The 14,588-nt window shown below is 74.6% G+C and carries 4 protein-coding genes and 1 pseudogene; 4 read left to right on the top strand and 1 reads right to left on the bottom strand.

What is annotated here, in order from left to right; all coding sequences use genetic code 11:
- The first annotated feature begins 7 nt into the window (after window positions 1-7).
- From ACFYWG_RS00025 to ACFYWG_RS00015, 3 genes are all read left to right on the top strand, one after another.
- Window positions 8-6,592, top strand: a complete 6,585-nt coding sequence (locus ACFYWG_RS00025) for a type I polyketide synthase (RefSeq protein ID WP_389198082.1) — start codon at window positions 8-10, stop codon at window positions 6,590-6,592.
- 5 nt (window positions 6,593-6,597) lie between these two features.
- Window positions 6,598-9,705, top strand: a complete 3,108-nt coding sequence (locus tag ACFYWG_RS00020) for a type I polyketide synthase (RefSeq protein ID WP_389199413.1) — start codon at window positions 6,598-6,600, stop codon at window positions 9,703-9,705.
- A gap of 199 nt (window positions 9,706-9,904) precedes the next feature.
- Entirely contained in the window at window positions 9,905-13,117 is a 3,213-nt protein-coding gene (locus ACFYWG_RS00015; RefSeq protein ID WP_389198080.1) for an AMP-binding protein, read from the top strand.
- 127 nt (window positions 13,118-13,244) lie between these two features.
- On the opposite strand, the gene ACFYWG_RS00010 is transcribed toward ACFYWG_RS00015, so the two are convergent.
- Entirely contained in the window at window positions 13,245-14,003 is a 759-nt protein-coding gene (locus ACFYWG_RS00010; protein WP_389198078.1) for a thioesterase II family protein, read from the bottom strand.
- Between the two features lie 331 nt (window positions 14,004-14,334).
- Here ACFYWG_RS00010 and ACFYWG_RS00005 point away from each other — a divergent pair.
- Window positions 14,335-14,588: pseudogene (locus tag ACFYWG_RS00005) on the top strand (2-oxoglutarate ferredoxin oxidoreductase subunit alpha); the annotation flags it as partial.

The following is a 14,588-nucleotide window of genomic DNA, read 5'->3' as shown; positions in this document are numbered from 1 at the left end:
GAAGACGATGACACACGACACCAACACAGAGGTTCTCGACTACCTCAAGCGGACCTCGATCGAGCTGATCGAGACACGTGAACGCCTCAAGGAGCTGACGGACGCCGCCGCCGAGCCCATCGCGATCGTGGGCGCAGCCTGCCGCTATCCGGGAGGGGTGACCTCCCCGGAGGAACTGTGGGAGCTGGTGCGCACGGGTGCCGACGTCGTGTCGGACTTCCCCGACGACCGCAACTGGGACCTGGAGAGCCTGTACGACCCGGACCCGGACCGGCCCGGCACCTGCTCCACGCGCTCCGGGGGGTTCCTGTACGACGCGGGCGACTTCGACGCCGACTTCTTCGGGATCAACCCGCGCGAGGCGCTCGCCGCCGACCCGCAGCAGCGGCTGCTGCTGGAGACCTCGTGGGAGTCCCTGGAACGGGCCGGTATCGACCCGCAGACCCTGCGCGGCAGCAGCACCGGCGTGTTCGCCGGCCTGGCGTACTTCGGATACGGCAACCACTTCACCACCCCCGAGGTCATCTCCGGGTACGCGCAGACCGGTTCCCTGCTGAGCGTCGCCTCCGGACGCGTGGCGTACGTGCTGGGTCTTCAGGGCCCGGCGGTGTCGACCGACACCGCGTGCTCGTCGTCGCTGGTGGCCGTGCACCAGGCGGTGCAGTCGCTGCGCCAGGGCGAGTGCGGCCTCGCGCTGGCCGGCGGTGTCACCGTCATGGCGATGCCGCAGGTGTTCCGGGAGATGTCGCGGCAGCGGGGTCTGTCGGCGGACGGCCGGTGCAAGGCGTTCGCGGACGCGGCGGACGGCACCGGCTTCTCCGAGGGCGCGGGCGTGCTGGTCCTGGAGCGGCTGTCGGACGCGCGGCGCAACGGGCGCCGGATCTGGGCGGTGATCCGCGGTTCGGCGATCAACCAGGACGGGGCGTCCAACGGCCTGACCGCACCCAGCGGACCGGCACAGCAGCGCGTGATCCGGGCCGCGCTGGCCAACGCCCGCCTACAGCCGGGCGAGGTGGACGCGGTGGAGGCGCACGGGACCGGTACGACGCTGGGCGATCCCATCGAGGCGCAGGCGCTGCTGGCCGCCTACGGGCAGGACCGGGACCCGGCCGGCCCGTTGTGGCTCGGGTCGCTGAAGTCGAACATCGGTCACACGCAGGCGGCCGCGGGTGTCGGCGGCGTCATCAAGATGGTCATGGCGATGCGTCACGGGGTGCTGCCCCGGACCCTGCACGTGGACCGGCCGTCGACGCACGTGGACTGGTCGGCGGGGGCCGTGGAACTGCTGACCGAGGCCAGGGGGTGGAGCACGCCCGACGGCCGGCCCCGCAGGGCGGGCGTCTCCAGCTTCGGCGCCAGCGGCACCAACGCGCACCTGATCCTCGAACAGGCACCCGCGCAGGAGACGGCCCACGGCGTCACCGGTGAGCCGCCCGGCAGTGCGGGCGGGCCGGTCCCGTGGGTGCTGTCGGCCCGGTCGGAGCAGGCACTGCGGGCGCAGGCGCGGAAGCTGCACGATCTCGCCGCCGACGCGGACCTGGACCTCGCCGACACCGGCTGGTCGCTGGTGTCGAGCCGGACGCGGTTCGAGCACCGGGCGGTGGTGCTCGGCCACGACCGGGACACGTTGCTGCGCGCTCTGGCCGCGCTGAGCGAGGGCACCGAGTCCGCCGCGGTGGTACGCGGTGCCGCCGGGGAACTCGGCGGGACCGTCCTCATGTTCCCCGGCCAGGGCTCGCCGTGGGCGGGTGCGGCGCGGGAGCTGTACGACACCTTCCCCGACTTCGCGCGCAGCCTCGACGAGATCTGCGCACGCTTCGACGCGCACCTCCCCTTCGCGCTGAAGCCGCTGCTCCTCGCCGCCGAGCCCGCCGAAGCCGGCCGCACCGACATCGCGCAGCCGGCGCTGTTCACCCTGCAGGTCAGCCTGTACCGGGTGCTGGCGCGGTACCTCCCGCGGCCCGACCACCTGATCGGCCACTCCGTGGGTGAGATCGCCGCCGCCCACGTCTCGGGGGTCCTCGACCTGGACACCGCGGCCCGGCTGGTGGCCGCACGCGGACGGGCCATGCAGACGGTCACCGAGCCCGGCGCCATGCTGGCCGTACGCGCCACGGAGGCCGCGGTGCGCACGCTGCTCGGCGAGTACGACCGCGTCGGCATCGCCGCCGTCAACGGCCCGGAGTCGGTCGTGGTCTCGGGTCTGCGCGCCCAGGTCCACGCCGTCCGCGACCGGCTCGCCGCCGACGGCACGCCGGTGAAGCCGCTCGCGGTGGACCACGCCTTCCACTCCCCGCTGATGGACCCGGTCCTGGCGGAGTTCGCACAAGCGCTCGGCGAGTTCACCGCGGGCGAGATGGCCGTCCCGATCGTCTCCACCGTGCTGGGCCGCGAGGTCACGCCGCAGGAGCTGGCGTCCGCCGGGTACTGGGTGGACCACGTCCGCGAACCCGTCCGCTTCCACGACGCGGTGGAGTGCGCCCGTGCGGCCGGCGGGCAGGTCTTCCTCGAGGTCGGGCCGGGAGCCGCGCTCGCGAGCATCACCAAGGAGGCCTTCGCCGGCGAGGGCGTCGACGACGCGGTGGTCCTGTCGGCGTCGCGGCGAGGCAGCAGCGGGCCGCGGGCGCTGATCGGCGCGCTGGCGGACGTGCACGTCCGGGGCGGATCCGTGGACTTCGGCGCCCTGTTCGGCACGCGCCGGCGGGTGGACCTTCCGACGTACGCGTTCCAGCGGCAGCGGTACTGGCTGGACTTCCTGTCCGGCACGGTGGCGGCGGACGTCTCCTCCGCCGGGCTGTCGGCGCCCGGGCACCCGCTCCTCGGTGCCGTGGTCGACCACCCCGGCACCGGCGAGGTGGTGTTCACCGGCCTGTGGTCCGTGCGGACCCACGGCTGGCTGGCCGACCACGCCGTGTTCGGTGCGGTCGTCGTGCCGGCGACGGCCCACCTGGACCTGGCGCTGTCGGTGGGCGGCCACGTCGGGTGCCCCGCGGTCGAGGAACTCACCCTGGAAGTCCCCCTGGTCCTGCCCGACTCGGGCGACGTGCGGGTACGGGTCGTCGCCGGCGCGGCGGACGAGACGGGACGCCGCTCCCTGGACGTGTACTCGGGCCCCGGCGACGACAGCCCGGAGGCGGGCGGCTGGACCCGCCACGCCAGGGGGAGCCTGGCACCGGGCACACCGCACACGGCCGCCTCGGCGGCCGGTCCGCGCCCGCCCGTCGTCGCGCCCCCGGCCGGGGCCCGGCGGCTCGACTTCGACGGTCTCTACGCCTCCTTCGCGAACGCGGGTTTCGACTACGGCCCGGCCTTCCGCGGGCTGCGGGAGGTCTGGCGGCACGGGGACGACGTCTACGCCCTCGCCACCCTGCCGGAGACCGCCGGGAGCCCGGCCGGCGGCGGGTTCGCACTGCATCCGGCACTGATGGACACCGTCCTGCACGCGGTGGTGGCCGGCGGAGTCATCGAGGTCACGGGTGAGCGGGGCTGGATGCCCTTCTCGTGGTCCGGCGTGGACCTGGCCGGGCGGTGCGGCCCGACGGTGCGGGTGCGCCTCTCCCCGGCCGGTGAGGGCGCCGTGTCGGTGGCGGTCGGCGACGAGCACGGACGCACGATCGCCCATGTCGAGACGCTGACGTTCCGGCCGGCGAGCGCGGAGCAGATGCGCCCGGCAGGCGGCGCCCCCGAGCAGTCGCTGTACGAGACCGGGTGGCGCCCGGCCGAGCGGAGCCGGCGGGCACCCCACCCGGGGCGGTGGTGCGCCCTCGGCACCGAGAGCGGCCTGGCCTCCCGGCTCGTCGAGGCGGGCGGCGGGAGCGTCCTGTGCTCCACGTCCCTGGAGGACGTCCTGTCGGGGGAGGCACCCCGGCACCTCGTCCTGTGCCCCGACGACTTCGTCGCCGACGGCACCGATCCGCTCACCGCGGCCGTCGACACGGACAAGCGCGTCCTGGACTGGGTCCAGCGGTTCCTCGCCGAGGAACGCCTTGCCCGGTCCACGCTGGTGGTGCTCACCCGCCTGGCCGTCGACACCGGTGCGGGCGAGCGCGTCGAGAGCCTCCCCGGCGCGTCCGTGTGGGGCCTGATCCGGTCCGCCCAGACCGAGCACCCCGGCCGGTTCCGGCTCGTGGACACCGACGACGAGGACACGTCCTGGGCGTGCTTCCCGGACGTGCTCGCCGCCGGCGAGGACCAACTGGCGCTGCGCGACGGCGCCTGCCTCGTCCCCCGGCTGACAGCGGCCACCCCCGCCGGCCACCGGATCGAGCCGCCGCCGGCCGGCGCCCACCGCCTGGGCCTGCCGAGCAAGGGCACGCTGGAGAACCTGACCTGGGTGGCGTGCCCCGAGGTGGAGGCGCCCCTGGCCAGCGGTCAGGTCCGTATCGCCGTGCAGGCCGCGGGACTCAACTTCCGGGACGTCACCATCGCGCTGGGGCTGATCGACCGGACGGCCATCGACGCCGGGCTCGGCAGCGAGGGCGCCGGAGTCGTGCTGGACGTCGCGGACGACGTGCCGGACCTGGCGCCGGGCGACCGGGTGACGGGCATCTTCAGCGGCGCCTTCGGCCGCACGGCCGTCGCCGACCACCGCATGCTCGCCCCCGTCCCCGACGGCTGGAGCCTCGCCGAGGCGGCGTCCGTCCCGTGCGCCTTCCTCACCGCCTACCACGCGCTCTTCCGGGTGGCGAAGCTCCGGAAGGGGCAGCGCGTCCTCATCCACGCCGCGGCAGGCGGCGTCGGGATGGCCGCCGTCCGCCTGGCCAGGCACGTCGGCGCCGAGATCTACGCGACCGCGAGTCCCGCCAAGTGGCCCGTGCTGCGCGCCCTGGGAGTGGACGAGACGCACCTGGCCTCGTCACGGGATCTGGCGTTCGCCGAGAAGTTCCTCGACGCGTCGCACGGCCGCGGTGTGGACGTCGTGCTGAACTCCCTCGCGCACGCCTTCGTCGACGCCTCGCTCACCCTGCTGCCCCGGGGCGGGCACTTCGTCGAGATGGGCAAGACGGACATCCGCGACGCCCGCCGGATCGCGGCCGATCACCCCGGAGTCGACTACGAGGCCTTCGACCTCTACGAGGCGGGCCCGGACGCGATCCAGGAGATGTTCCGGGCCGTCATGGACCTGTTCGCCGACGGGCGGGTGCAGCTGAACCCGGTCTCCCTGAGCGACATCCGCGACGCGCGCCGCACCTTCCGCGAGATGAGCCGGGGCCGCCACGTCGGCAAGCTGGTCCTCGAGGTGGGCGGCGGCTTCGGCGGGGGCACCGTGCTGGTCACCGGCGGGACCGGGGGAGTGGGTTCGCTCGTGGCCCGGCACCTCGTCACCGGGCACGGGGTGCGGAGCCTGCTGCTGGCGAGCCGCCGCGGACCGGCCGCCGAGGGGGTTCCCGAGCTGGTCGCCGAGCTGGAGGGGGCAGGAGCGGCGGTACGGGTGGTCGCGTGCGATGTCGCGGACCGGGCCGCCGTGGCGGACCTGCTCGCGGACCTGCCCGGCCGGTACCCGCTGACCGCGGTCGTGCACGCCGCGGGCGTGCTCGCGGACGGCACCGTCGAGTCGCTGACCGCCCGCAGCGTCGAGGACGTGCTGCGCGCCAAGGCCGGCGGTGCGGTCAACCTGCACGAACTGACCCGGGACCGCCCCCTGTCGGCGTTCCTCCAGTTCTCCGCCCTCGCGGGCACGCTCGGCAACGCGGGACAGGCCAACTACGCCGCGGCCAACGCCTTCCTGGACGGTCTGGCGGCGCAGCGCCGGGCGGTCGGCCTGGCCGGCACCTCGCTGTGCTGGGGCTGGTGGGAGCAGAGCAGCGGCATGACCGGGGAACTGGACCGGGCCGACCTGTCCCGGCTGCGGCGGACGGGCGTCGCCGCGATGCCGACACCCGAGGCACTGGCCCTCTTCGACGCGGCGTGCGCGAACGGCAAGCCCGTCCTCGTCCCGGCCCGCCTGGACATCGCCGCGCTGCGGCGCGCAACCGGGACCGAGCCGCCGCTGCTCCTGCGCGACCTCGCCGAGGGCGCTCGTCCACACCGGAACGGGGCGGGCACCGTCGGGGACGCCGGCCCGGCCGGGCTGTCCGCCCGGCTGGCCGCCCTGCCGGCGGAGGAGGCGCGGACCGTCGTCGTGGACTGGGTCCGCGAGCAGGCCGCCCTCGTGCTCGGACACCCGTCCGACACGGCCGTCGACGTCGACCAGGCGTTCACCCACCTCGGATTCGACTCGCTGACCGCGGTCGAACTCTGCAACCGCTTCGCCGCCCCGACCGGGCTGCGCCTGCCGTCCACCCTCGTCTTCAGCTACCCGACACCCCGCGAGCTGGCCGAGCACCTGCTCGGCCTGCTGCGCGCGGCACCGGACACGGACACGGCCGACGACGCCGGGGACGCCGAGGACGAGCGCGTCCGGGAGGCGCTGCGCAACGTCCCGATCGGCAGGCTGCGCGAGGCGGGCCTGCTGGAGCTGGTGCTGGCCTGCGCCGACCCGGCCCCGCCCGGCGGCGACGGTCAGCCGGCGGACGAGGACACCGGCGCGGACCCGCTGTCGGACATGGACCTGGAAGCACTGGTCGACCTGGCCCTGGAGGAGAAGAGGTGAGCGACATGACCAGCTCGGCCGATCGCACGGCGGACGGCGCGGACCGGGTCCAGCGGGCGCTGCGCACGCTGCTGGAGGAGCGCGACCGCCTCCGGCAGGAGAACGACGCCCTGAAGGCCGGCCGAGGCGAGCCGATCGCCGTGGTGGCCATGGCGTGCCGCTACCCGGGAGGCGTGTCCTCGCCCGAGGACCTGTGGGAGGTGCTGCGCGACGGCCGCGACGTCATCGGCGCCTTCCCCGAGGACCGCGGCTGGCGGGACGTGTACGACCCGGATCCGGACACCTCCGGCACCTCCTACACCCGCCAGGGAGGGTTCCTGGCCGACGTGGCCGGGTTCGACGCGGACTTCTTCGGCATCAGCCCGCGGGAGGCGCTGGCGGTCGATCCCCACCATCGCCTGCTGCTGGAGACGTCGTGGGAGGCCTTCGAGCGGGCCGGCATCGTTCCCGCCGACGTGCGCGGGACGGACGTCGGCGTCTTCTCCGGGGTGAGCTCGTCCGAGTACGGATGGCGCTTCCTGGAGGGCGGCCACAAGGAGCTGGAGGGCTACCTGCTCTACGGCAGCGCGCTGAGCGTCGCGTCCGGCAGGGTGGCGTACGAACTGGGGCTGACCGGCCCCGCGGTGTCGGTGGACACGGCGTGCTCCTCGTCGCTGGTGGCCCTGCACATGGCGGTGCGGTCGCTGCGTTCGGGGGAGTGCTCGCTGGCGCTGGCGGGTGGCGCGCTGGTGATGCCGACGCCCGCGATGTTCGTGGAGTTCTCCCGCCAGCGCGCTCTGTCGGCCGACGGCCGGTGCAAGGCCTTCGCCGACGGGGCCGACGGGACCGGCTGGGCCGAGGGGGTGGGGGTGCTGCTGCTCGAGCGGCTGTCCGACGCCCGCCGGGCGGGCCACCCGGTCCTGGCCGTCGTCCGCGGCAGCGCGGTGAACCAGGACGGGGCCAGCAACGGCCTGACCGCCCCCAACGGCCGCGCCCAGGAGAAGGTGATCCGCAAGGCCCTGGAGAACGCGGGGGTCGCCCCCGCGGAGGTCGACCTGGTCGAGGGCCACGGCACCGGAACCGCGCTGGGCGACCCCATCGAGGCGGGCGCCCTGCTGGCCACCTACGGGCAGGGCCGGGCCGCGGGAAGGCCGCTCTGGCTGGGGTCGCTGAAGTCGAACATGGGGCACGCCCAGGCCGCCGCCGGGGTCGGCGGTGTCATCAAGGCCGTGCTGGCCATGCGCCACGGCCACCTGCCCAAGACCCTGCACGTGGGCGAGCCGTCGCGCCACGTGGACTGGTCGTCCGGCGCGGTCGAGGTCCTGGCGGAGGGCCGTGAGTGGCCCCGGGCGGACGGCCCGCGGCGGGCCGGGGTGTCGTCGTTCGGGGTCAGCGGCACCAACGCGCACGTGATCCTGGAAGAGGCACCGCCGCAGGAACAGGCACCCGCGCCGGGCCCGGACGCGGGCGTCACCGGCGGCCTGGTTCCCTGGGTGGTGTCGGGCAGGAGCGCGAAGGCCCTCCGGCAGCAGGCGGGCAGACTGCGCGAGCGCGCCGCAGCCGACGCGGACCTGGACCTCGCCGATGCCGGCTGGTCGCTGGTGTCGGGCCGGTCGCAGTTCGAGCACCGCGCGGTGGTGCTGGGCCGTGACCGTGACGAACTGCTCGCGGGCCTGGCGGCGTTGAGCACCGGCGCGGAGTCCCCCGCGGTGGTGCGCGGCGCCGCCGGGAACCTCGGCGGCGTCGCCTTCATGTTCCCGGGGCAGGGCTCGCAGTGGGTCGGCATGGGCCGGGAACTGTACGACGCCTTCCCCGTCTTCGCGCAGAGCCTCGACGCGTGCGCGGCCGCGCTGGCCGAGTGGACGGACTGGTCGCTGCTCGACGTGATCCTGGGCGCGGCGGGGGCGCCGTCCGTGGACCGGGTGGACGTGGTGCAGCCGGCGCTGTTCGCGGTGATGGTGTCCACGGCCGCCCTGTGGCGCTCCTGGGGCGTGGAACCGGCCGCGGTGGTGGGCCACAGCCAGGGCGAGATAGCCGCCGCCTACGTGTGCGGCGCGCTCTCCCTGCGGGACGCCACCAAGATCGTGGCGCTGCGCAGCAAGGCCCTGGTGGATCTGATCGGTCACGGCGGCATGGCGTCGGTCGCGGAGTCCGAGGAGGTGGTGACCCGGCGGCTGGCGCCGTGGAGCGGCAGGGTGAGCGTCGCCGTGGTCAACGGCCCCCGCTCCGTGGTGGTCTCCGGCGAACCGGACGCACTCGACGAGTTCGTCGAGAAGATGAGGGCCGACGGCGTCCAGGCCCGGCGCATATCCGTCGACTACGCCTCCCATTCCCACCAGGTGAGCCGGGTCCGCGAGAAGGTGACCGGCGCGCTCCTCGACGTGAGTCCGGCATCGTCGGACCTGCCCTTCTACTCGACCCTGCACGGCGAGGTCATCGACACCGCGGAACTGAACGGCGCGTACTGGTACGACAACCTGCGCCGGAAGGTCCGCTTCGCCTCGTCGATCCGGCGGCTGGCCGAGGACGGCTTCCGGGTGTTCATCGAGATGAGCCCGCACCCCGTGCTGACCGTCCCGGTGGAGGAGATGGTCGAGGACGTGGACGGCGCGCTGGTCCTGTCGTCGTCGCGGCGGGACCGGGGCGAGGTGGAGGCCGTGCTCGGCTCGCTGGCCGGGCTCCACGTCCGGGGCGCAACCGTGGACTTCGGCGCCCTGTTCGGCACGCGCCGCCGGGTGGATCTGCCCACGTACGCGTTCCAGCGGCGCCGGTACTGGCTCGAGCCCTCGCACACGCCGGCGGTGGCGGAGGCGGCCCCCGCGGAGCCGGACGCGGGCGAGGACCACCTCGTCCCCCTCTCCGAACAGCTCTCCGCCCTGAGCTGCGACGAAGCGGCGACGCTCGCCCTCGACCACGTCCTCGAGAAGGTCGCCGTCGTCCTCGGACACCCCTCCGTCGGATCCGTCGACCCCGACCAGCAGTTCAAGGAACTCGGGTTCGACTCGCTGCTCTCGGTGGAGCTCAGCAAGCGCCTGTCCGCGTCGACCGGGCTCGCGCTGAGGGCGAATCTGGTGCTCCGGCATCCGTCACCACGGCGGATCGCCCAGCACATCACCTCCCTGACGGCCCGGTGAGGCCCGCGGTGAACCCGCCGTGCCGCGAGCGCCGTTCAGCGCCGTAGAACCGTCCCGCCGGCGGGACACCACAGTCGGGCGACTGCTCGTCCCGCCGGGCACCCGGTCGTCTTGAGCGGCCGGCCCGCGCCCCCGAGGGTGGGGGTGATCTGCGAAATCCCCCCGATACCCGGGCCTGTCTGCTGAGGGGTTGATCTGTGTGCGTACGTTCGGTACGTCGTCTGCGCATCAAGGAATGTGGCGAGCGCAGCACATGGCTCCCGACACGCCGAACCATGCGCTGACCATGTGGGACGTGGACGGCGATCTGGACGCGGCGATCATGGAATCCGCGTTCCTGCACGTGATGGAGGAGGCGGAGGTCCTGCGCGTCACCTTCGCCGACGACGGCGGCGGGCTGCGACTGGTACCCCGGGAACTGGGGGACTGGCGGCCCTTCCTCCTCGACCTCAGCGCCGAGGACGATCCCGAGCAGGCGGCGCGCGAGGCACTGGCCGACATGGTGCGCGAGCCCTTCGACCTGGGGCGGGACCTGCTGTTCCGGCTGGGCGTGGTCAGACTCGCCGCGACCCGCTCCCTGCTGGTGATCGCCTACCACCACCTGGTCTCGGACGGCTTCGGCGCCGGCGGCCTGCTGTCGAAACGCCTCGCCGAGGTGTACACGGCGCTGGCACGGCGCGAGGAGGTCCCCGAGCTGCCGCAGCCGTGGGATGCGGAGTCTTTCGCGTCCGAAGCGGTGGACTACCTCGCCTCCCCGAAGTTCACCGAGGACACCGACTTCTGGCGTGCGTACCTGACGGACGCGCCCGCACCCGCGCAGGTTCCGCGCGTCGCCCTGTCCGACGCGGAGCGCTCCGCGCTCTGCGAGCCGATGAGCGGCGCCGACCGCTGGTCGGAGGTGGCCGAGGCCATCGGCATGGCGAGCCGGACGCTGACCGTTCCGCGCGCCGAGGCGGACGCGTGGACCGCGACCGCGCAGTCCATGGGCCTGTGGAGGTCGCAGCTGCTGACCGCGGCCACGGCGGTGTTCCTGCGGCACCGCTGCGACCGCCCCGAGTTCCTCCTCTCGCTGGCCGTCGGCAACCGCATCGGGGTGGCCGCCAGGACGCCCGGCCTGGCGGTGAACGTGGTGCCGGTACGCGTGCGTGTCCCGCTCGGCGCGACCTTCACCGAGATCGCCGACGCGATCGTCGACGAGACCTACGACGTCTTCGACCACACCGCCTGCCACTACTCGGACATCCAGCGCGCGAGCGGCACCGTCCTGAACGGGCGCGGCAGTTACGGCGCCGTCGTCAACGTCGTCGAGTTCGCCGAGCAGCTGCGCTTCGCCGACAGCCCGGCGCGCTACTCCGGTGCGACGACCGGCACCTTCGACGAACTGGCGATCGGCGTCTACACCGACGGCAGCGCCGCCGGCGACCTGTTCGTCCGGCTCGACGCCCCCGCGACCCTGTACTCCCGCGCCGAGCTGCGCTTCATCGGCGAGGAGCTGATCGCGTACATCCGCGCCGTGACGGCCGCCGGCGAGCAGCCGGTCGGCGCCCTCGACGTGGTGAAGGGCGCCGAGCGGGACCGGGTGCTGACGGCGCCGAACGCCACGCACCCGCCGCTGCCCGGGCTGACGGTTCCCGAGCTGTTCGCCCGCCAGGCGGAGCGGGATCCCGGCGCCGTCGCCGTGATCTCCGGCGGCACGCAGGTCTCCTACCGCGAGCTGGACGAACGGTCCGGACGGCTGGCCGCCGCGCTGCGTCGCCGCGACGTCGGGCCCGAGACGGTCGTCGCGGTGGCGCTGCCCCGGTCGGTGGACCTGGCCGTCGCCCTGCTGGCCGTGGCGAAGGCCGGCGCCGCCGCCCTGCCCCTCGACCCGGCCGCCCCGGCGGGCACAGTCCCGGCGGACGCCGCCCCGGCCGGTGTCCTGCTCACCGACGGCTGCACGGCCGCCACGCTCCCGGCAGGCCCGGGCGTGCCGGTGCTGCTGCTGGACGACCTGCGAGCGGACCCCGACGACGGCACCCCGGCGCCCGGGGCCGCCGTCCCGCCGCACCCGGACAACCTGGTGGCGATCCTGCACGGCACCGGGCGGGACGGTGCCGCCGGGCCGGTCGCCGTGACGCACCGGAACCTGGAGCGGTTCGTCCTGGACAGCCGGTGCCGGGACGCCGGCCGAGGCACCGTGCTGTGGCACGCGCCGCTCACCTGCGACGCGCTCGCCCTGGAGGTGTGGACGCCCCTGCTCAACGGCGGCCGGGTGGTCGTGGCACCCGAAGGGGCCCTGGACACCGACGCGCCCGCCGGCCTGCGGGCGGCCCACGGCATCACCACGCTGTGGCTCCCCGCGGCCCGGTTCGCCGCCCTCGCGGCCACGCACCCGGAGCGTCTCGCCGGACTGCGCGAGGTGTGGACCGGCAACGGCCGGGTGTCCCCGGCCGCGCTGCGCCGGGTCCGCGAGGCATGCCCCGGGCTGACGGTCGTCACCGCACACGGCCCGGCGGAGACGACCGGTCTCGCCGCCCGCCACCGCCTCCCGGCCGGTGAACCCGTCGGTCGTGCGGACACCGCGGGCCGCCCCGCGGACCACACCGCGCTGTACGTCCTGGGTCCCGGTCTCGCCCCGGTCCCCGCCGGCGTGGCCGGCGAACTCCACGTGGCCGGCCCGGGCGTGGCCCGCGGCTATCCCGGGCGGGCGGCGGCGACCGCGGAACGCTTCGTGCCCTGCCCGTTCGGCCCGGCCGGCACCGTCATGTACCGGACCGGGGACCGCGTGCGGTGGACCGCCGACGGCCGGCTCGCCCACGTCGGCCGCGCCGGCACGGCGGCAGACGTACGGGGTGTCCGCGTCGACCCGGCCGAGGTCGAGGAGGCCCTGTCCGAGCACCCCGCACTGGCGCAGGCCTTGGTGGCACTGGAGGAGGACGGCTCCGGGCGGCAGCGCCCGGTGGCCTGGGCCCTTCCGGTGGCGGGCACGGCCGTGTCCGCCGAGGAGCTGCGCCGCTTCGCCGCGGACCGGCTGCCGGAGTCCGCGGTGCCGGCGGCGTTCACCGTCCTGGACCACCTGCCGCTCACCGCGGACGGCCGGATCGACCGGGCGGCGCTGCCGCGGCCCGCGTTCGACGACGACAGGTACCGGGCACCGCGCAACGACACCGAGCGCGTCCTCGCCGAGGCCTTCGCCGAGGTGCTGGAAGTGGACCGGGTCGGTATCGACGACGACTTCTTCGACCTCGGCGGCAACTCGCTGCGGGCGATCAGGCTGGTCGGCCTGATCCGGGCGGAGCTGCACCAGGAGGTGTCCATCCGCAGGCTGTTCGCGGCCCGCACGGTCGTCGGGCTGTCGGACATGTGGAAGGATCTCGGCCGCTCCAGCCGGCCGGCCCTGAGCAGGCGGACCAAGGAGGGAGCGGTCCTCTGAGCACGGGGCGCGTCGCCGCTCACCCGGGGCGACGGCGACGGGCACGAGGAGGTCCCGCGCGGCAGTGCACGCCGGTCCGCGCGGGGGCTCTGCCGGATCGCCCCCGGCGGTGCGGACGGGCGCCCGGTCAGGGCGAGGCTGTCCCGGTGCGGAGCCCTTCGGTGACGGTCTCGACGATGCCCCGGAGGTGGTCGAAGAGGTAGAAGTGACCGCCCGGGAACACCTTCACCGTGACGTCCCCGCGGCTGTGGGCCCGCCAGGTCCCGGCCTCCTCCACCGTCACCATCGGGTCGCTGTCCCCGATCAGCACGGTCATCGGGGCGGTGAGCGGCTCGCCCTCGCGCCACTCGTACCTGCCGAGCGCCCGGTAGTCGGCCCGCAGCGCCGGCAGCGCCATCGCCATGATGTCCGGGTCGTCCAGCATCGACTGGTCGGTGCCACCCAGCCTGCGCACCTCCGCGAGCACGTCTTCGTCGTCGTAGAGCGCGAAGTGGGCGGTGCTGCGTGCGTCCGGCGCGCCCCGCCCGGACAGGAACAGCCGCTGCGGGCCCGGCAGCGGGCCCCGGGCGAGCAGCCGGGCCGTCTCGAACGCGACGAGCGAGCCCATGCTGTGGCCGAACAGGGCGTAGGGCCGCCCCGGATCCGAGTCCAGCAACCGCGCCAGTTCCCCGGCCGCCGCGTCGGCGAGCAGGGTCAGATCCGTGAAGGGCGCTTCCTGGTACCGGTCCTGACGGCCCGGGTACTGCAAGCACACCACGTCGAGGTCCGCGGGCAGCGCCCGGGCCAGGCCCCGGTACACCGTCGCGGAACCCCCCGCGTGCGGGAAACACACGAGCCGCGGCCCGTTCCCCGGGGTGGTGAAGCGCCGGAACCACCTGCTGTTCACCGTTGGTGCATCCCTTCGTCTGTACGGTCCGGCGCGCGAAACGGCCCGCCGGCGCCCTGCGGGGGATGTGGGGCGCCGACGGGCGGTCCGTCGCCCCACGAGGACTCACGCCCGTCACTGGAGCTCACGCCGAGCGTCCCGCCCCCTCCTCGACGGGGGGTCGCGGGGTGGTGGAGAGGGCCGCTCCTGCCCCCTGCCGGGCGGCCGCACGAGTGGCTCTCGACCCGTGCCGCATAGCCTCCGGCGAGGTGCACGACCCGCACCGCGACGCGCGTCCGCCGACGTGTCTGCCTGCGCGCGCGGACCAGCCCCGACAGGAGCCGACACAAGAATGTCCGTGGTAGCAACTCCCCCCGGCGCGCCAGGAACACGTGACAAGCAAGTCCGCCGCCTGGACCGGGTGGTCATCAGGTTCGCGGGTGATTCGGGTGACGGTATGCAGCTTACCGGTGACCGTTTCACCTCGGAGACGGCGTCGTTCGGCAACGATCTGTCGACGCTGCCGAATTTCCCGGCGGAGATCCGGGCGCCTGCCGGGACGTTGCCGGGTGTGTCGTCGTTCCAGTTGCATTTCGCCGACCATGA

The organism is Streptomyces sp. NPDC003456 (genome assembly GCF_042878735.1).
GTDB lineage: Bacteria > Actinomycetota > Actinomycetes > Streptomycetales > Streptomycetaceae > Streptomyces.
This window is presented reverse-complemented; position numbering and strand designations above follow the sequence as displayed.

Excerpts from the sequence above, each read along its gene's own strand:
- ACFYWG_RS00025 (WP_389198082.1), top strand. The coding sequence starts at position 8 with ATGACACACGACACCAACACAGAGGTTCTCGACTACCTCAAGCGGACC.
- ACFYWG_RS00020 (WP_389199413.1), top strand. The coding sequence starts at position 6,598 with ATGACCAGCTCGGCCGATCGCACGGCGGACGGCGCGGACCGGGTCCAG.